This is a genomic window from Peptacetobacter sp. AB800, assembly GCF_047807365.1.
In the GTDB taxonomy this organism is placed as follows: domain Bacteria; phylum Bacillota; class Clostridia; order Peptostreptococcales; family Peptostreptococcaceae; genus Peptacetobacter.
The window spans coordinates 124,591-144,428 of record NZ_JBLOUI010000001.1; the positions used below are offsets into that span (position 1 = coordinate 124,591).

22 protein-coding genes are annotated in these 19,838 nt (G+C 31.3%); all 22 read right to left on the reverse strand.

Going from position 1 to position 19,838, the window contains the following annotated elements; all coding sequences use genetic code 11:
* Positions 1-234: 234 nt before the first annotated feature.
* Complete coding sequence (gene ylqF, locus ACK2WN_RS00550) at positions 235-1,128, reverse strand: ribosome biogenesis GTPase YlqF (RefSeq protein ID WP_270839175.1); 894 nt, start codon at positions 1,126-1,128, stop codon at positions 235-237.
* A gap of 112 nt (positions 1,129-1,240) precedes the next feature.
* Positions 1,241-1,594, reverse strand: a complete 354-nt coding sequence (gene rplS, locus ACK2WN_RS00555) for a 50S ribosomal protein L19 (RefSeq protein ID WP_300527763.1) — start codon at positions 1,592-1,594, stop codon at positions 1,241-1,243.
* Positions 1,595-1,712: 118 nt separating this feature from the next.
* Positions 1,713-2,399: a tRNA (guanosine(37)-N1)-methyltransferase TrmD gene (gene trmD / locus ACK2WN_RS00560; RefSeq protein WP_300527765.1), complete on the reverse strand. Its 687-nt coding sequence runs from the start codon at positions 2,397-2,399 to the stop codon at positions 1,713-1,715.
* Positions 2,400-2,408: 9 nt separating this feature from the next.
* Positions 2,409-2,927 carry a ribosome maturation factor RimM gene (gene rimM, locus ACK2WN_RS00565; protein WP_300527767.1) on the reverse strand — a complete coding sequence of 173 codons (519 nt, stop codon included), beginning with the start codon at positions 2,925-2,927 and terminating at the stop codon, positions 2,409-2,411.
* Between the two features lie 91 nt (positions 2,928-3,018).
* Positions 3,019-3,246: a KH domain-containing protein gene (locus tag ACK2WN_RS00570; protein WP_040410536.1), complete on the reverse strand. Its 228-nt coding sequence runs from the start codon at positions 3,244-3,246 to the stop codon at positions 3,019-3,021.
* A 23-nt stretch (positions 3,247-3,269) separates the two neighbouring features.
* A complete protein-coding gene (rpsP, locus tag ACK2WN_RS00575) occupies positions 3,270-3,521 on the reverse strand; it encodes a 30S ribosomal protein S16 (protein WP_040410420.1) in 252 nt (83 codons plus the stop codon).
* 39 nt (positions 3,522-3,560) lie between these two features.
* Complete coding sequence (ffh, locus tag ACK2WN_RS00580; protein WP_300527770.1) at positions 3,561-4,922, reverse strand: signal recognition particle protein; 1,362 nt, start codon at positions 4,920-4,922, stop codon at positions 3,561-3,563.
* Entirely contained in the window at positions 4,919-5,287 is a 369-nt protein-coding gene (gene ylxM, locus ACK2WN_RS00585; RefSeq protein WP_118548163.1) for a YlxM family DNA-binding protein, read from the reverse strand. The genes ffh and ylxM overlap by 4 nt, the downstream gene beginning before the upstream one ends.
* A 221-nt stretch (positions 5,288-5,508) precedes the next feature.
* Positions 5,509-6,852 (reverse strand): signal recognition particle-docking protein FtsY, encoded by a 1,344-nt coding sequence (gene ftsY, locus ACK2WN_RS00590; protein ID WP_416154530.1) that lies wholly within the window; start codon positions 6,850-6,852, stop codon positions 5,509-5,511.
* A 23-nt stretch (positions 6,853-6,875) separates the two neighbouring features.
* Entirely contained in the window at positions 6,876-10,430 is a 3,555-nt protein-coding gene (gene smc / locus ACK2WN_RS00595) for a chromosome segregation protein SMC (RefSeq protein WP_300527777.1), read from the reverse strand.
* A gap of 41 nt (positions 10,431-10,471) precedes the next feature.
* Positions 10,472-11,539, reverse strand: a complete 1,068-nt coding sequence (locus ACK2WN_RS00600; RefSeq protein ID WP_330000415.1) for an elongator complex protein 3 — start codon at positions 11,537-11,539, stop codon at positions 10,472-10,474.
* Between the two features lie 9 nt (positions 11,540-11,548).
* The gene (rnc, locus tag ACK2WN_RS00605) at positions 11,549-12,262 is read right to left on the reverse strand and encodes a ribonuclease III (protein ID WP_330000435.1); all 714 of its coding nucleotides are present in this window, start codon (positions 12,260-12,262) and stop codon (positions 11,549-11,551) included.
* A 163-nt stretch (positions 12,263-12,425) separates the two neighbouring features.
* Complete coding sequence (locus ACK2WN_RS00610) at positions 12,426-12,953, reverse strand: CD1247 N-terminal domain-containing protein (RefSeq protein WP_118548169.1); 528 nt, start codon at positions 12,951-12,953, stop codon at positions 12,426-12,428.
* Between the two features lie 83 nt (positions 12,954-13,036).
* Positions 13,037-13,600, reverse strand: a complete 564-nt coding sequence (efp, locus tag ACK2WN_RS00615) for an elongation factor P (protein ID WP_006440085.1) — start codon at positions 13,598-13,600, stop codon at positions 13,037-13,039.
* A 134-nt stretch (positions 13,601-13,734) separates the two neighbouring features.
* On the reverse strand, positions 13,735-14,253 hold the full coding sequence (locus tag ACK2WN_RS00620; protein WP_416154531.1) for a hypothetical protein: 519 nt from the start codon (positions 14,251-14,253) through the stop codon (positions 13,735-13,737).
* Complete coding sequence (locus ACK2WN_RS00625) at positions 14,240-14,665, reverse strand: hypothetical protein (protein WP_330000417.1); 426 nt, start codon at positions 14,663-14,665, stop codon at positions 14,240-14,242. Before ACK2WN_RS00625 ends, ACK2WN_RS00620 begins: the two co-directional genes overlap by 14 nt.
* 42 nt (positions 14,666-14,707) lie before the next feature.
* Positions 14,708-15,352 carry a hypothetical protein gene (locus ACK2WN_RS00630; protein WP_416154532.1) on the reverse strand — a complete coding sequence of 215 codons (645 nt, stop codon included), beginning with the start codon at positions 15,350-15,352 and terminating at the stop codon, positions 14,708-14,710.
* Entirely contained in the window at positions 15,345-15,584 is a 240-nt protein-coding gene (locus tag ACK2WN_RS00635; RefSeq protein WP_300527790.1) for a hypothetical protein, read from the reverse strand. The genes ACK2WN_RS00630 and ACK2WN_RS00635 overlap by 8 nt, the downstream gene beginning before the upstream one ends.
* Positions 15,585-15,764: 180 nt before the next feature.
* Positions 15,765-16,619 carry a shikimate dehydrogenase gene (gene aroE, locus ACK2WN_RS00640; RefSeq protein WP_416154533.1) on the reverse strand — a complete coding sequence of 285 codons (855 nt, stop codon included), beginning with the start codon at positions 16,617-16,619 and terminating at the stop codon, positions 15,765-15,767.
* 181 nt (positions 16,620-16,800) lie between these two features.
* The gene (locus ACK2WN_RS00645; protein ID WP_300527796.1) at positions 16,801-18,048 is read right to left on the reverse strand and encodes a peptidase U32 family protein; all 1,248 of its coding nucleotides are present in this window, start codon (positions 18,046-18,048) and stop codon (positions 16,801-16,803) included.
* 2 nt (positions 18,049-18,050) lie between these two features.
* Positions 18,051-18,707, reverse strand: a complete 657-nt coding sequence (locus ACK2WN_RS00650; RefSeq protein WP_416154534.1) for an O-methyltransferase — start codon at positions 18,705-18,707, stop codon at positions 18,051-18,053.
* 19 nt (positions 18,708-18,726) lie between these two features.
* Complete coding sequence (mltG, locus tag ACK2WN_RS00655) at positions 18,727-19,794, reverse strand: endolytic transglycosylase MltG (RefSeq protein WP_416154535.1); 1,068 nt, start codon at positions 19,792-19,794, stop codon at positions 18,727-18,729.
* Between the last annotated feature and the right edge of the window lie 44 nt (positions 19,795-19,838).

Below are 19,838 nucleotides of genomic sequence, written 5' to 3' on the forward strand. Positions count from 1 at the left end.
CTTTATAACTTTTTTATATTTTTGTCACAGTTTATACTTTTTTTGATTATCTATAGATTTTAGATTAGTATAAACTTTTCAGAAAATTCTATTTAATAGTTAATAAAAAATCAATATTTTGTGGAGCTTTTTTATTCGATTTTATTATAAATCAACTAAAATATATTATAAAAAAATGGAGTATAATATAGATTTATTTCAATCTACAATATACTCCATTATTAATTCTAATATTTATTTTATATCTTCTGGCACTTCTAGTGTTATATTTCCTAATTTACCAGTTCTAAACTCATTAAGAACTGTTGTAGCTGTTCTTGTGTAGTCTATTTCTTTTCTACCAGTTATAAATCCTCTCTTCTGAGCTATCATATCCATAGTTTCTATTCCTGATTCACCAAGCTCTTCTAATTTATATCTAGCAGCTAATTTTTCTGGTTCTATTACCATAAGTTTTTCTATTAATCTAAGTGCTAACGTCTCTACATCTAGTATTTCGTCTTTTATAGCTCTTGTAAATGCTAAGTTTAATGCAACATCCTGATCTTCAAACTTAGGCCATAGTATACCAGGAGTATCTAGCAGCTCCAAGTTTCCTCTAAGTTTAACCCACTGTTTACCTTTAGTTACACCAGGTCTATCCCCAGTCTGAGTACTTCTTCTACCAGTAAGTTTATTTATTAGAGAAGATTTACCAACGTTAGGAACACCTACTATCATTATTCTTATTGCACGTTCTTTTCTTCCCTTTTCTTTTAAAGAATCCATCTTATCCTTTACAGCATTTTTACATTCGTCAACTATTCTATTAACTCCTGTACCCTTCATAGCGTCTATTGGAATAGCTTTTATGCCCTGCTCTTTGTAGTAGTTTATCCATTTGTTTAACTTTGCTCTATCAGAGATATCACTCTTATTTAAAAGCACTACTCTTGGTTTTCCAGCCATTAGAGTGTCTATATCAGGGTTTTTACTACTATAAGGTATTCTTGAATCTAAAAGCTCTACAACAACGTCTACAAGCTTTAAATTAGCTTTCATAAGGTCTTTAGTCTTTTTCATATGCCCTGGATACCAGTTTATATTAAGATTATCGTCTCTTAGGTAATCATATTCTTTATCGCTCATTCTTTCTTCCTCCTTTGCTAAAATAATTATTTATTTTAATTATTATTTTTTCATATTATAGAAAAAGGACTGATAGTGTATCAGTCCCTGTTCTCTCATATTAAATCAGATCTTATTTGTATCCTTTTGCTTCTTTAACTTTAGCAGCTTTACCAACTCTAGATCTTAAGTATCCTAGTTTAGCTCTTCTTACTTTACCTCTTCTAGTTACTTCTATTTTTTCTACTTTTGGTGAATGTACTGGGAAAGTTCTTTCTACACCGCAGTTGAAAGACATTTTTCTAACAGTGAAAGTTTCTCTAGCTCCTCCACCCTGTCTTTTTAATACTACACCTTCGAATACCTGTATTCTTTCTCTTTTACCTTCCACGATTTTAACGTGTACTCTTACTGTGTCCCCAGGTCCAAAGTTAGGAACTTCATTTTTTAACTGTTCGTTTTCGATTGCTCTTATTATTTCGTTCATATTTCCTCCTAAGTTCATAGACGTTCATTAATGCTTGACCGGTGCACAGAGGAACGCCCGTATTTTCAACAAGTTATATTATACTATAAAAAAAATCAATTTACAAGATTTTTTTTCACTATTTTTTGTCCAAAAGATCTGGTCTTCTTTCCTTAGTTATCTTTATAGATTCTTCTAATCTCCATTCATCTATTTTCTTATGGTTTCCAGAAAGCAATACTTCTGGCACCTCTCTTCCCTCATATACTCTAGGTCTAGTATACTGAGGATATTCTAGTAGATTATTTTCAAAAGATTCATCTTCAAAAGATTCATTCTGACCAAGAACTCCTGGAATAAGTCTAGAAATAGAGTCTATTACCACTAATGCAGCAAGCTCTCCACCTGTAAGAACATAATCTCCTATAGATATCTCATCTGTAACTATCATATCTATTACTCTTTGGTCTATACCTTCATAATGTCCACAAAGAAGGATTACATCCTCCTCTACAGATAGTTTTTTAGCTATTTCCTGACAATGTACTTTTCCCTTTGGAGTAAGATAAATTACTCTAGGATTTTCAATTTTATTTGTTTCTACTATATGTTTATATGTATCGATTATCGGCTGAGGAGTCATAACCATCCCTGCCCCTCCACCAAATGGATAATCATCTACTTTTTTATGTTTATTCTCAGAAAAATCTCTTATATTATATACTTTACAATCTATTATCCCTTTTTCTATAGCTCTTTTCATTATACTTTCGTTCATATAAGAGTTAAATATTTCGGGAAATAGAGTCATTATGTGAAATCTCATATCAATCACCTAGTCGTCAAGCATACCTTTTATAGGGTCTATTATCATTTTACCTTCTTCTATATCTATTTCTGGTACAAATTTCATAACAGCCGGTATAAGATATTCTTTTCCTTCTTCATTTTTTATAACATAAACATCATTAGCTGAATACTGAAGTACTTCTTTTAAAACACCTACTTTTTCGCCTGAAACAGTATATACATCCATACCTATCATGTCAGCTATAAAGAATTCTCCTTCTTCAAGCTCAAATGACTCATCTCTAGATACATATATATCTTTTCCTACAAGCTTTTCAGCCTCTTCAACCCTATCTATGCCTTTTATTTTCATTATGACAAGGTTGCCTTTATATCTAACATCTTCAACTTCCCAAGGATTTTCTCTATCTTTTCCTACATAAAATTCTTCAAGGTAGTCAAATCTGTATATATCATCTGTTGTAGGATAAATTCTTACATCACCTTTTAGGCCCTGTGTTTTTACTATTTTACCAACCTTAAAATGAGTTACTTTTTTTGCCATAATATCCACCTTAATCTTTTTGTAAGTTCTAGTTTATTTTGCTATTATAAAAGGTTATTAAAAAGGATTAGGCCATAAGACCTAATCCAACTTATACTATCTCAAGAGATACTTTTATTTTCTCTTTATTTGCAACGGATCTAACTACAGTTCTGATAGCTTTTGCTATTCTTCCCTGTTTTCCGATAACCTTTCCCATATCGTCTGGAGCAACAGTAAGTTTTAGGATTATTTCATCCTTTTCTTCTGAAACACTTACTACTACTTCATCTGGGTTATCAACTAGAGCCTTAGCTATATCTACAACTAGCTCTTTTATCATAGTTTTACATCTCCCGTTTATTATTTAGAAGTTTTAACACCGTTCTGTTCTAATAATTTTTTAACAGTTTCTGTTGGCTGAGCACCTGTTGCTAACCATTTTTCAGCGCTTTCGTTGTTTATTTTTAATACTTTTGGTTCTACTACTGGGTTGTAGTATCCTATTTCTTCTATGAATTTACCATCTCTTGGAGCTCTAGAGTCTGCTACTACTATTCTGTAGAAAGGTTTTTTGTTTGCTCCCATTCTTTTTAATCTTATTTTAACTGCCATTACAGCCACCTCCGAAAATTTTTCTATTTTTATTTTTTATTATTTAAAAAAAGGTAATCCGGCAAAACCGCCCCTTTTCTTTTTACCCTTGCCTTGTGTCATTCCAGTAAACATCTTCATCATTTTCTTCATTTCATTTAACTGTTTTATTAATCTGTTTACTTCCTGCACTGATGTTCCGCTTCCTTTTGCTATTCTTTTCTTTCTAGAAGCGTTTAATATTGAAGGATTTCTTCTTTCCTCCACTGTCATCGACTGAATTATAGCCATACTTCTCTTCATATCTTTGTTATTCTGTAGGTCTACATCGCCGATTTGATTTTTCATGTTTGCCATTCCTGGCATCATGCCTAATAACTTATCCATTGAACCCATTTTTTTAAGCTGCTCAAACTGATCTAATAAATCCTCAAAGTCAAATTCTTGTTTTCTCATTTTTTTCTCAAGTTCTTTGGCCTTTTCGATATCGACAGCTTCTTGAGCTTTTTCAATCAGACTTAAAACATCGCCCATACCTAATATTCTAGATGCCATTCTATCTGGATGGAATGGTTCTAAATCTTCTAATTTTTCTCCCATCCCTATGAATTTAATAGGTTTCTTTGTGACAGCTCTTATTGATAATGCTGCCCCACCTCTTGTATCACCATCTAGCTTAGTAAGTACTACTCCGTCTATACCTAATGCTTCATTGAAACTTTCAGCAACATTTACTGCATCCTGTCCTGTCATAGCATCGACAGTAAGAAGGATCTCATGAGGTTTTACTTCTGATTTTATATTTTTAAGTTCTTCCATAAGAACTTCGTCAACATGAAGTCTACCAGCTGTATCTATTATAACCATGTCGTTTCCATTTTTCTGTGCATGGCTTAGACCTGCTTTTGCTATATTTACTGGATTTTCTTTATCTCCCATAGCAAATACTGGTATATCTAATTTTTCTCCTACAACCTGTAACTGTTTTATAGCTGCTGGTCTATAAACGTCACAAGCTACTAATAACGGTTTTTTACCCTGTTTCTTAAAGTATCCACCTAGCTTACCTGCTGTAGTAGTTTTACCTGCCCCTTGAAGACCAACCATCATTATTACTGTTGGTGGCTTAGATGCTATCATTATTTTACTCTGAACATCTCCCATTAAGGCAGTAAGCTCTTCATTGACTATTTTTATTACATGCTGACCAGGAGTAAGACTTTTCATTACTTCCTGTCCAACGCATCTTTCTTGAACTTTCTTTATAAAGTCTTTTACAACCTTGAAGTTAACATCGGCTTCTAATAAAGCTAATTTAACTTCTCTCATTGCATCCTTTACATCTTTTTCAGTAAGTTTACCTTTTGATCTTAACTTACTAAAAGTGTTTTGTAATTTATCAGATAATCCTTCAAATATCATTCTATCATCCCCCTACATAAGTCTTCTATTTCATCTAGCTTAGGGATTAATTCTCCACAATCTTTATTGTGCAATAAATCTTGTTTAAAGTCAGCAATTTTTTCTATCATATTCTTTACAGTTTCATCTTTTTTCTGAAGTTCCGACAAAAGATGAAGTTTCTGTTCATAATCTCTCATTACTTTTTCAGCTCTTTTAAGAGTATCGTACACACCCTGTCTTGATACATTAAGATTTTCACTTATTTCTCCAAGCGAATAATCTTCTTCATAATAAAGAGAAACTATTTCTTTTTGTTTGTCTGTAAGAAGGTTTTTATAAACCCCGAACAGTTGTCCAACTTCTATCATCTTCTCCAAATTCATTTTTTCACTTCCTGAATAATTATTAAGTTCACGAATAAGGTCTTATAATTATTAAATACAAACCATTTTTAATGCTTTTTGTATCTGTAAAGGTTAATCACTTTACACTACTATTGTATTTTATATTATAAGACCTCTCTTGTCAACGGTTTTTATTGAAATTTTGACATTTTTATACAGTATTTTTATTCTCTGCTTTGATTTAACAATTCTAACTTATATTAATTTCCAAATAGAGCTACTGTAAATTCTCTTGCATCGAAATCCTGTAAATCCTCAGCCTTTTCTCCAACACCGATTAATTTTACTGGAACATCTACTTCTGATTTAACAGCTAGTACAACTCCACCTTTTGCAGTACCGTCTAACTTAGTAAGAACTATTCCAGTTATATCTGCAACTTCTTTAAAACTCTTAGCCTGAACAACTGCATTCTGTCCTGTAGTTGCATCTACAACTAAAAGAACTTCTTTCTTAGCTTCTGGGAATTCTTTATCTATTATTTTGAATATTTTTCCTAACTCGTTCATTAAGTTAGCTTTATTATGAAGTCTTCCTGCAGTATCGCATATAAGCACATCTGTTTTTCTAGCCTTAGCTGCTTTTATAGCATCAAATACTACTGCACCTGGATCTGCACCTTCATGATGTTTTACTATTTCTGTATTAGTTCTCTTAGCCCATATATCAAGCTGTTCTGTAGCAGCTGCTCTAAATGTATCTGCTGCAGCTAGCATAACTTTCTTGCCTTCAGATTTATATCTAAGTGCTAACTTTCCTATAGTAGTAGTCTTACCAACACCATTTACTCCTACCATTATTATAATAGCTGGAGAAGGTTCTACATCTAGCTTAGAATTTCCTTTAGATAAAATTTCTTCTACTATTTCCTTTAATTCTTCTCTGACAGCCATCGGATCTGTTATCTTCTTGCTTCTTACTCTATCATTTAAGTCGTCTATTATCTGCATAGTAGTATTAACACCTACGTCAGCTGTTATTAGAACTTCTTCTAAGTCCTCGAATAACTCATCATCTACACTAGTATAAGATTTTAAAACCTCATCTATTCTATCAGTTATTCCCTGTTTAGCCTTTGTAAGTCCCCGTTTTAATCTAGCAAATAGACCTTCTTTTTTAGCTGCTGGTTTTTCTCTACCTTCATTATTACTTTCTTCTGTAATAATTTCTTCTACCTCCTCAGCAGCCTCAACTATTTCCTCTACAGGCTCAGAAACTTCCTTTTCTACAGATTTTTCTTCTATTTCAGCCACAGTTTCTTCAAATATAGAAACTCCTTCTTCATCTAAAACAGCATTTATTTCCTCACATTCATCAACTTCTTTTGATGCTTCCTCTGCTGATTCTGGCTGTTCTGATATTTCTTCCTCAACGACTACTTCTTCTACTTTAGTTTCATCCTTAGTATCTTCTTTTTCTGATTCTAAAGTTTCTAAAAATCTTTCGTCGTCTTCTTTAACTTCTTCTTTTTCAACTTCAGAAACTACTTCGTCTACCTGAGTTTCTTCTTTTTTCTTTCCAAAACCAAATAACTTCTTAAACAATTTACCGCCTCCATCTCTAAAGCTTATATAATTCCAGCAAATTTTTCAGCTTCCTGAAGCTTTAGACTTATTATTTTTGATATTGCTCTTTCCTGCATAGTAACTCCATAAATATATTCTGCTGCTTCCATAGTACCTCTTCTATGTGTAACAGCTATGAACTGAGTTTCCTGTGATAATTCTTTTAAAAATTCTCCAAATCTATATACATTTATATCGTCTAATGGTGCCTCGATTTCGTCTAGTATACAGAATGGTGTCGGTCTAGAGATAATTATAGCAAACAGTATACAAATTGCTGTAAGCGCCTTTTCTCCACCTGATAAAAGATTTATATTCTTCATTTTTTTACCTGGTGGCTGAGCTGTTATAATTATATCGCTTTCAAGAATATTTTCCTTGTCAGCTATAGTTAATTCTCCAGTTCCTCCCCCAAATAATTTCTTATATACATTCTTGAAATTATTTGAAATCTCTCCAAATTTTTCAACGAACTCTTTTTTCATGTTGTGCTCTAATTCTTTTATAAGCTTAGTTATACCTGCTATAGACTCCTCTAAATCAGCTTTCTGACTGCTATAAAGGTCGTATCTTTCCTTTGTTTCCTTATACTCCTCTATAGAATCCAGATTTACACTTCCTATAGCTCTCTTCTCTCTTTTTAAAGAGTCTATTTCTTTCTTGCTTATCTGAAGTTCGTCATTTCTAAATTCTGATGCCTGCATAAATGTCATATCGTACTGCTCAAACATCTTATTCAGATATCCTTCTCTATTAGACTTAAATCTTTCTAGTTTAGAGTTAATCTTATAAAGTTCCTCTCTAAACTCTAGAACTTCTCTCTCATTTCTTTTTATTTCCTTTGATTTTTCATCTAAGCTATTTTTAAACTCTGCTTTTTTAAGCTTTTTATCTTCTAATATTCTATTAGCCTCTAAGTGCTCTTTCTGTAAATTAGATTTTTCTAATTCCTCAGCACTTATAGTTTTACCAAATTCTTCTACAGCTTTTAAATCCTCTTCTATTTCCTTCTTCATACCATCAATTTTTATAACGGTATTTTCATTTTCCATAGAAATTCTACTAGTGTTTGAATTGAGAGATTTTAAATCATTATTTAAATTTATTAGCTCTATATTTAACTCTTCAAAATCTTTTCTCTCTTTATCGTAAAGGTTTTTACTTTCTTCAAGCACTTTATTAAGCTTTTCAACTTCTTCTCTAGCTTCTTCTGATTTTTTATCTATCTCTTCTATTTTTTCATTGGCAGATTTTAATTTAGATATAGTGTATTCCATATTAGAGCTAATACTTTCTTTTTCTCTTTCTAATTTATCAATATTAGTTCTATATTCTGAAATTTTTTCCTCTAATTTCTTTATCTCTGCTTTCTTTAAAAGTATATTTTTTTCAATTGTATTTTTTTCAGAATTAGCTTTATCTTTTTCTGTGTACAAGTTAGTTTTTTCTTCTTTTAACTGTTTAAGTTCTGATTCTTCTTTATCTATACTTGTAGAAAGCTCTTCTATTTTTTCAGTATACTCTCCTATAATTCTCTTTCTAGATAATAGATTTGCACTATTTTTTATACTACCACCAGTTATAGATCCACCTGGTTTTAGTATTTCTCCATCAAGAGTAGCAATTTTTATCTTATACTTAGTATCTCTTGCAAACTGTATAGCCTTATCTATATCCTCTATTACAACAGTTTTACCAAGTAATCCCTCTACTACGTTTCTGTATTTTTCATCAAATTCTAATAGTTCTGATGCTATTCCTATAGGCTCTACCTTAGATTTTACATCTTTTAAATCTATTAAATTAGGTGTAACTACATTTAATGGAAGGAATGTTACTCTACCGCTCTCTGTTTTCTTTAGGAATTCTATGGCTTCTTTAGCACATTCTTCGTCTTCTGTTATTATATTTTGCATAGCAGCTGCAAGTGATGCCTCTATTGCCTTTTCATACTTTTCAGAAACAGAAATAACCTGTGCTACAGCTCCATCTATTCCTCTAAGTTTTTTATTTTTTAATACTTCCTTTACTCCACGATTAAAACCATCGTATTGGTTTTCCATCTCCACGTAGATTTTTTTCTTAGATTCGAATTCATTTAACTTATATTTATTATCAGTTATATTTTTGTTTGATTCATCTATTTTTTTAGATACATTTTCTATCTGTTTTGTGTTTTCTTCTATTTTTTTAGATACACTTTCAAACTCAGAATTTATATTTTCAAGTTCTTCTTTTTCTTTTTCAATAGATTTAGAAGTACTTTTTATAAATTTCTCATTTTCGTCAGTAGATTCATCTATCGCCTGCCATCTCTGATTCATATTATCTCTATTTGCTTCAAGAGAAGATACATTATTAGATATAGACTGTTTTTCATTTAATAGATTTATTCTATTATCTTTCAATTCATCTATTTTCTTTTCAACGCTGTCTATATTTTCCTTTTGTTCTTTGTTTTTTGCTCCTTTTTTATCTAAAGTATCCTCAAGTTCTTCTTTTTTAGAGTTTAAAATTTCTATCTTCTGAAGATTTTCCTTTTTATCCTCATCGTTTTTTTCTGATAAAGTGCTAAGTTTTTCTATTTCTTCTTTTTTTCTATCTATTTCTTTTTTCTTATTATTGCTCTTTTCTGTTACAAGATTTATATCTGACTCTTTCTGAGCTATTATTTCCTTAATTGAAGAAATATATTCATTCCCTTTTTCAATTTCTTCATCTAAAACCTCAGCCTCTAATCTTAAATCTTCGTATTCTTCTTCTAAAGATTTATTTTTTGCTTCACCAGTATTTATCTTCTTTTCACATTCTTCTAAAGTTACTTTTATATCCTTAGCTTCTTTATCTATCTTATTTATTTCTCTTAAAAAGCTATTTATCTCTAACTCTTTAAGTCTTCCAGATATTTCTAAGAATTTCTCAGCTTTTTCCTTCTGATTTTTCAATGGATTAATCTGTTTTTCTATTTCTATATAAATATCATTTATTCTCTCCAAGTTTTCTGCTGTATTTTTAAGATTTCTTTCAGCCTCTTGTTTTTTATATCTGTATTTAGCTATTCCGCAAGCCTCATCAAATACTTTTCTTCTAGCTCCCGGATTATTGCTCAATATTTCATCTACTTTCCCCTGCTCTATAATTGAATAACTGTCTTTTCCAATACCAGTATCTAGGAATAATTCTTTGATATCCTTTAATCTACATGGCTTTCCATTTAAGAAGAACTGACTTTCTCCGTTTCTATATGCTCTTCTTTTTATCGTAAGCTCTGTAAATTCTATATCTATTTCTCCATCAGAATTATCAATAGTTAGAGATACCTCACAGTAATTCATAGGTTTTTTATTGTCTGATCCAGCAAATATAACGTCTTCTAACTTATCTCCTCTAAGACTTTTTATACTCTGCTCTCCCAAAACCCATCTCACAGCATCAGATATATTACTCTTTCCACTACCATTTGGTCCAACTATAGCTGTTATCCCATTTTTAAATACTATATCTGTCTTTTCTGGAAATGATTTGAACCCTTTTAATTCGAGCTCCTTCAAATACATACTCTCATCTCCTCTCTCAGCTTAATTCTTTATAACCAATTTTACAAACCGTAAGTTTCTAACAATTTATTATTTATTTCATCAATAGACGCTTCTTTTAACAGTCCCTTTTCTCCATACAATCTAAATGTATCTTTGTCTATATCCTCTTCTTTTACCTTTAAAGCAATATCTTTATTATCTTTTAAATATTTTACATTAGATTTTTTATTTCCTATTGCCTTAGAAATATTTTTCTTATTAACTCCAAGAGCTATATTTTTTTCATTGTTTTCTTCTGCTATATATAATATATAATCTCTTATCATTTCAGATTCTACAAGCTCCCTAAACGCTGGATGATATGGACCATCTATAACGTCCTTTCCAAGCTGGATATCATCTGTTGCCTGAAGTCCAACTCTTATTACATTTATATTGTTTACATAGTATAAGACAAGTAATTTTTTTACAATCTCTATGCTTTCTGATAAGGTGAATGGCTTATACGCTCCAGATTCAAGCCGTCTTTCAAGTCCAGTTTCTTTTATTACTAGAGTAGGATAGATTCTCACACAGAACGGATCCATTTTTATAAATTCTCTAGCTGTAAATAAACATTTTTCTTCTGAATCGCTAGGAAGACCTACCATCATCTGAAGGCCTAAGTTTATTCCGTGATTTTTAATCATTTCGGCACTTTTATAAACTACATTTGAGTTATGTCCTCTTATACTGTCTAAAAGAACTCTTTCATCTAATGACTGAACACCAAGCTCTATTATAGTAGTTCCATATGATTTTACCATTTCTAATATTTCATCTGTTATACAGTCAGGTCTAGTAGACATTCTTATATCTTTAACTATCCCTCTATCTTTATATTCTTTTGCAACTGCTAAAAGACTTCTCTGTATATCCATATCTATAGCTGTAAAGCTTCCTCCAAAGAATGCTATCTCAACTTCAGCATCCTCGTCTATTGTAGGAAGACATTCTTCTATTATATCTCTAACTATCTCAGGTGTAACTGTAGTGCATACCCCTGTTATTTTCTTCTGATTACAGAATATGCAGTCATTTGGGCAACCTTGATGTGGTACAAAAATAGGTATTATTCTCTTTTTCATCGTATTCACCTATCTTTCAGCATCTATCAAGTTTGATATTGCTGCCTTTGCTGCAGCCTGTTCTGCTTCTTTCTTGCTTTTGCCTTTTCCTACACCTAATTCTTTTTCATCCACACCTACCATCATTATGAATGTTTTATTGTGGTCTGGTCCATCTTCATCAATTAATTTGTACCATATATTTCTAGTTCCATTTTTCTGTATTTCTTCCTGAAGCTGAGTCTTATAATCTCTAAATATCTTTCCATCTATTGAATCTTTTATTATATTTGATAAATTAGATAGTATAAATTTAGAAACATTTTCTATTCCACCATCTAGGTATATAGCTGCAATAACTGCTTCAAATGCATCTGCAAGTATAGATTTTCTCTCTCTACCACCTGTAGCTTCTTCTCCTCTACCTAAAAGAATATAATCTCCTAGGTTTATATTCTTAGCTGCTTCACTAAGTGAACCTTCACAAACTATGTTAGCTCTTAGTTTTGTAAGTTCCCCTTCTGGAACCCCTGTTTCTTTTTTAAATATATGATCACTTATAACAAGTCCAAGTACTGAATCCCCTAAGAATTCCATTCTTTCATTGTATTTAAATTTCTTATTTTCATTTGAATAAGAACTATGTGTTAGAGCTTCTAATATATATTCTCTGTTATTAAATTTGTAGCCTATAACAGCTTCAAATTTATCTATATTTTCTTTTATTTCATTAAAAGATTTCATGTGCATATTTTTGCCTCCAATTTTTATGATAAATTTTGTATTTTATCAAATTTCTCCGTGCATTTCTATGATTAATTGTATCATAAAAAAATGCCTATGAAAAACCAATCTCATAGGCATTTTTTAATTTTACATAGATTTTTACTTTTCTATAAAGATCGATTTATTCTTCGTCTTCTCCACAGCATCCTTCGCATGAACAGCATCCATCTTCGCATTCATCATCGAAGTCTTCTGAAGATAATATAACTTCTTCACAATAAGGACAAACTATATCTAAATCGTCATCGTAAAGTTCATCTTCGTCTATTTCTACTAGTTCACCGCAGTATGGGCATTCCATTTCAATGTAGCCGTAATCGTCGTCATCTTCATCATCACAATCACAATCGCATTCACATTCATAAAGATCTTCTATATCTTCTTCCATGTCTTCTAATTCATCATATATATCGTCTATGTTTTCTTCTAATTCTTCCATATCTTCATACATATCTGCTAAATCTGAATCCACGCCTTCTATATATTCACGAAGTTCTTCATTTTCATCCTGAAGTCTGTTTATAGCATTAGCAAAATGATCTAAAGTTTCTATCATTTTATCTATTACTTTACCATTTTTACCTTCTTTTGCTATTTCAAGTCCTTCTGCTAATCCTTTTAGGTATGCAACATTTTCTTTTACTTTCATGTCCTGCCCCTCGCTTTCAATGCTTTGTTTTACATCGACTTTAGTCGGTGCCACACATTTTTAATTTGGTTTGAAATTTGATATTAGTTGTTTACTCTTGATAAATATTCACCAGTTCTAGTGTCTATTTTTATTTTGTCTCCTTCATTTATGAATAAAGGAACCTGAACAACTGCTCCAGTTTCAACTGTAGCTGATTTTGTTACGTTACTTGCTGTATTTCCTTTTATACCAGGTTCTGTTTCAGTTATTTCTAACTCAACAAAGTTTGGTCCTTCAACTTCGAATGGACTTCCCTGGAAGAATCTTATTGTAGCAACTTCATTTTCTTTCATGAATTTTATAGCATCTTCAACCCGTACGTAATCTAATGCTATCTGATCAAATGTTTCCTGATCCATGAAGTAGTATAATTCACCATCGTTGTATAGATACTGCATCTGTTTAGTTTCTATCTGAGCTTTAGGGAATTTATCACTTGGGTTAAAAGCTTCTTCTCTAGTTGCTCCTGTTATAAGATTTCTGTATTTTGTTCTAACGAAAGCAGCTCCTTTTCCAGGTTTAACGTGCTGGAAATCTACTACTAGACATGGCTGACCGTCTTTTTCAAAAGTTACACCTTTTCTGAATTCACTTGCTGTTACCATATATATAACCTCCAATAAATATTACTTAACCTCTAAAGGCTATTTTGTGTATTCTTATAATAATTCATAATCCTACTGATAACATAATATCATAAATCATATGATTTAAACAAGTATTTTTACATTTGACAATATCAATTTCTTAACCTTATATTTATTATATCATTAAATTGATTATTATTTTTGTTAAGTTTAAGTTTAATTGAAAAAGAATTATCAGAATCTTTTTTTGCTTCAATTCCTTCAGCATAATTTCCTATTTCATAATTTCCTCCGTTATATGATATGAATAGTTTTTTATTATACTTATTTACGTGTATAGATTTATCTTTTACCTTTACAACACCCGACTTAACATCATCAAACCGAGATATTTTAATTTTGTCCACCGCTACAAAGTCATCTTCTGGCATTATATTTTTATTATTTTTGTAAAACCTTATATTATTTGAATTTCTCAGCTCTCTTTTTAAACTCGATTTTATCTCGTTAAATTGCTCCATTAACTCAATTCTATTATCTGTTTGCTCTACAAGTGATATGGATTCATTGAGCATTAAATTGACAGTGCTCATAACAATCAATGATATACAAATAGCTACAAATACCTCTACCATTAAATATCCTTCTTTTCTCTTGCTATTCTTTATCATTGGAGTATATTCCCTCCTTAAATAAAATCCTTCCAGATATGGGCGTTATAGTTATCGTATAAGTCTTTTTCTTGTATCTAATCTCTATAGTACCAGAATCCATAGGTATGCCATCTGATTTAAACATAATTTTTTTCATATTGCTTGCAACTTTTATATTATCATCTACATATTCCTCCCTTATGAGTTTCAAATCGAAAAATGTTCTATAGCAACTTTTATTATTTACCTTTGCTATACGCATATACTCACCTATTCCAGCTAGATTTTTTCTTTTTAAAAGCCTTAATTCAGAACAAAGTTTTCTCCGTTCCCATTCAGATTTCATATATCCAGAATCAGCCTTTGGAACTACAATTCCTATAAGCAATATAACAAGACTCATCCCTATAATAAGTTCAGCTAAGCTCACATTCCTTCCCTCTTCATAAAAACACCTCTATATTTACAATTATCACTCTTTTACTACTCTAAATATAAGTGCATCCCTTGCATCTATATTTTCTATAATATCCTCTTCAGGTTCAATCTCAGGTGGCTGCTCTTCTACATTTCCACCAGGATTTTCCTCGGGATTAGTACCATTTTCTTGTTCTATATTATTTTCATTATCTTCCTTGATAGGTCTATCTTTTCTCAAATTCTTTAAGGTAACACAGAGCTCTAACTTTCTTTTCATATTGTACTCTTTTTCATATACAGTTACATTTACCCAAAATTTATAGAGTAATGAGCCATCTTCTGAAATATCATCCTTTACAACATCAATTTTTACATTTTCTATATTTACATCTGACAAATTTTCTATCTCGGATACATACTGCTTTCTATACTCAAAACTCTCTATTCTATTTTTAAAATCGTCTTTATAAGGACTTATATCGTATAATCTTTGAGTTGCCTCTACAATTTTTTCCTCTGTGATTATCATCGCACCTTCAGATTTTCTTAAAAGATTTTCAGATTGTACATCTATCCACTCACTTTTCCCATAATCTATCAATCTATTTTGAAGCGACATACAAGAAAGCGTTAAAAGTGTAAGAACCATTATGGCCATAATAGACGCACTTCCAATTCTTTTTTTTAATTTACTCATCTAAAGACAATCCTTCTTCGACACCTGCATATCTCTCGTATCCCTGTAGCTTAATAGTTTCATCATCTTTTTTAGCATCTACTGTGACCATATATACACCTCTTGCCTTGTCTACGATATTAATACTTTTACTTATCTCTATCTCATTCAAATTAGAATTAGTTTTAGTCTTTTTATTAAAACTTCCATTTTTTATATTATCTAGCTCTAAATTTAGTTCTTTTTCCGCCATATACACAAGTTCCTTATATTCCTTTTTCTTGTTCAAGATAAAGTTAGTATTGCTATTAAATGTAGAAAATAAATACATCGCTAAAAATAATATAGATACTGCAATAATTGCATCGGTTATTATAAATCCATTCTTGTGTTTATTAAATTTTAGGAACCCATTTGCATCACCCTCTGTTGTTTAGATTCTTTCAGATTGGAACATCTCCTTTAGAATCTCTGCATCCTTTGAATCAACAGTCTTTCCAGTCCATATTTCAAATGCATCTATACCTTGGTTTATAAGCATATCTATTCCATGAACAACTTTTAAATTATTTTTCTCTGCCCATTTGATCAAATTGGTTCTATGAGGTTTGTAAACTATATCGTACACCACTATATCTCCAGCTATCTCTATACTCTCATCTATAGGGCATTCTTCGCTTTCCATGCCTATTGGAGTAGTATTTATCAAAAAATCATACTTTTCTAAATCATTCTTGTTGACCTCTTCTTTTGAATATACAACCTCTGTTCCAAATACAGAATTTACTCTTTTGGCTATTTTTTCTGCATTTCCAAGGCTTCTATTTCTTATATCAATTTTTTTAATTCCATTAGATGCCATTTCAATAGCTATACTTCTACATGCACCACCGCATCCAAGTATAAGCGCACTCTTACCTTTTATAGATATATCTCTATCTGTAATAGCTTTTACAAATCCTCTTCCGTCTGTATTGTACCCTTTTAAAATTCCATCCTCATTTTTGACAGTATTTACAGCGCCTATTAATTCTGCATTTCTATCAATCTCATCTAGTCCTGCCATTATATCCGTCTTGTATGGAATAGTTACATTAAACCCAACTGTGTTTAATATTCTCATAGCTTCTACAGATTTATATATTTTTTTAGGCTCTATATCAAAGCATAGATACGCTCCATTTACGCCGTATTTTTCAAATAAATAGCTGTGCATATTAGGTGAAAAACTATTTTTAACCGGATGACCTAAAAGCGCAAAGATTCTTGTTTCTGAATTTGTTCCCATAATTTCTCCTTTCATATATATAATCTTCAAAAGTTTTTTATTATATACATTTTCTCATTATTTTTTTATATTTAAATACTGCATATTATCAAAATAAATCCGTAAGTATGCAATCGTTTGCAAATTATTATACAAAAATAGGCCCTCCCTATTGAATAGAGAGAGCCCACTAAAATTCCTATTAATTATCTACTTTTTCTTCTATAGGTTTTCTAAGCATATAATCTTCTTCAACTGGTACATCTAGTTTCATTTTTACTATCTGTCTTGGATGTGGAGCTGATTCTATTGGCTCACCATCTTCATTGTACATTTCTAATATCTTAGCGTACATAGTTTCTTTGTATGGAGCCATTATTTCTATATCTTCTCCAACAGACATTTTATTTCTCTGTTCTACTATTGCAAGACCAGTTTCCTCATCATGACCTCTAACAACACCTATGAAATCGTAGTTTCTTACATAAGATGCAGATTCGTAGTTCTGATCTTCTGTACCTGGTTTGTGTAAATAGAATCCTGTTGTAAAGTGTCTGTGACTTCCTTTTTTAAGTTCTTCCATCCACATTGGGTTGAATTTCCAGTTTTCTGGATCTTCATAGTATGCATCTAATGCCATTCTGTATGCTCTAACAACTGTTGCAACATAGTAAGCTGTTTTCATTCTTCCTTCTATTTTTAAACTCATTATACCTGATTCAACAAGTTCTGGTATATGTTCTATCATACAAAGGTCTTTTGAGTTGAAGAAGAATGTTCCTCTTTCATCTTCGTATATTGGGAAGTATTCACCTGGTCTTTTTTCTTCCATTAGGTAGTACTGCCATCTGCATGACTGTGCACAAGAACCTTTATTAGCTTCTCTACCTGTCATGTAGTTACTTATTAAACATCTTCCTGAGTAAGATATACACATTGCACCGTGCATGAACGCTTCTATTTCTAAATCATCTGGAGTTTTTTCTCTTATTTCTTTTATTTCTTCAAAAGACATTTCTCTAGCGACAACTACTCTTTTTATTCCCTGGTTGTACCAGAAATTAGCACTTTCAAAGTTTGTAGTATTAGCCTGAGTACTTAAATGTAATTCCATTTCTGGAACAACTCTCTTAGCAACACTTATAACCCCTGGGTCAGATACTATTATCGCATCTATTCCTATTCTCTGTAATTCTAGTAAATATTCATCTAAATATTTAAAGTCTTCATTGTGAGGTATTATATTAACTGTTACATATACTTTTTTTCCTCTTGCGTGTGCGAATTCAACTCCTTCTGCCATATCTTCTATACTGAAGTTTTTAGCAGCTGATCTCATTCCAAATACTTCTCCACCTATATATACAGCATCAGCACCGTATATTATGGCAGTTTTTAATTTCTCAAGGTCTCCCGCTGGAGCCAATAATTCTGCTCTTTTCATTTCCATAATTACTTTCTCTCTCCTTCTTTATAACTTAACGCTACACCATCTCCTATTGGTATTAGAGATGTGCTTAAATAATCGCAAGTGCATATATAGTCTAGATAATTTCTCATTCTTTTAACTATTGTTTTCTTTCTTCTTACAACGAAATCGTCGTGAGCAACCATTCCTTTGTAAAGTATATTATCTGAAACTACAAGTCCACCTTTTTTTAATCTATCTATTACAAGATCAAAGAATAACTGATACTGACCTTTTGCTGCATCTATGAAGATCATATCAAATTCTCCATCTATTGTTTTTAATGTTTCTTCGGCATCTCCCTCAAGTATAGTTATCTTATCCTCAAGTCCCGCTCTCTTTATATTTTCTTTTGCTTTTTCTATCATAACTTCATTTCTTTCAGTAGTTATAATTTCAACATCTCCACCTAATACAGATGCAAAGAATATTGACGAATACCCTATTGCACAACCTATTTCTAGTATTCTTTTAGGTCTATGTATTTTTAATATAACGTTTAAAAGATCTGATACCTCTTTGTGAATTATAGGTACACTATTTTCGTGGGCATAATCTTCTAATTCTTTAAGTAGCCCATCTTTTTCAGCTAGTGTTTCCCTTATATATTCTTCAACAAGGTCGTTTACTATATTACTCATAAAATCTCTCCACTTCTAATTAATTTGCCTCAGATTCTTTGTTCTGAGTTTCCTGTTTCTTTTTTTCTCTCTGTTCTTTATACTGTTTTTCGTATTTTAAATGTTCTTCATAAGTTTTAGCGTAATTATTTCCTCCACCATCTTCTTTAGCTACAAAGTATAAATACTCTGTATCAGCAGGGTTTATAGCTGCTTCTATTGATTTCCAAGATGGATTTGCTATAGGTGTAGGTGGTAGCCCTTTGTATTTATATGAATTGTATGGTGATTCAACCTTTAAATCATTGTAGCTGACAACCTTTCTTCTTTCCTTAAACGCATACTGAACTGTAGCATCAGATTGAAGTAGCATATCTTTTGCTAATCTATTGTAGAACACACTAGCAATTAAAGGTCTATCCTCATCTAAAACCGCCTCTTTTTCTACTATAGATGCCATTTTCATAACATCGTAGAAGTTAAGGTTTTTATGTTTTTCCATTTCTGGTTTTATTTTAGCTTTATATATTTCGTTGAATTTATTAAGCATTCTAGAGATTACTTCTCTTTCGCTCTCTCCTTCAGAGCAGAAATATGTACTAGGATAAAGGAATCCTTCTAAGCTTTTTATGTTATTATCTTTTAAAAACTCATACTTATCTCTAAACTCATCTGGATTGTTTATAAGTTTTTCATAATTTTCTTTGCTTCCAAGTTTTTTCTTAACTAACTCATCTATCACTTCAGTAGAAGTCGCGCCCTCTTTAACAGTCACTTTAGGACCAGAATGGTATATTTTACCAGCTGCTATATCATCTATAATCTCATCATTTGTATATGATTGGTCAAACTGATACTCTCCAGCTTTAAACTGAGATGCTTTACCACTCATTTTTACATTTATCTTAAATACTAATTTATTTTTTATAAGTTTTGCATCGCTAAGTATTTCTGCTATGCTATCTGTTCCAGAACTAGATGGAATCTCTACAACCACCTTTTTTTCTTCGTTTACATCGTATGCACCAGACCGCTTTTTAAAATATATACCCCCAGATGCTGCTATTACAACCAAAAGTACTAAAATAACTAAAAACTTTTTTTTCATATTTTTTCTCCTTTTTTATTGGATTATAACTCTGCAATTATAAA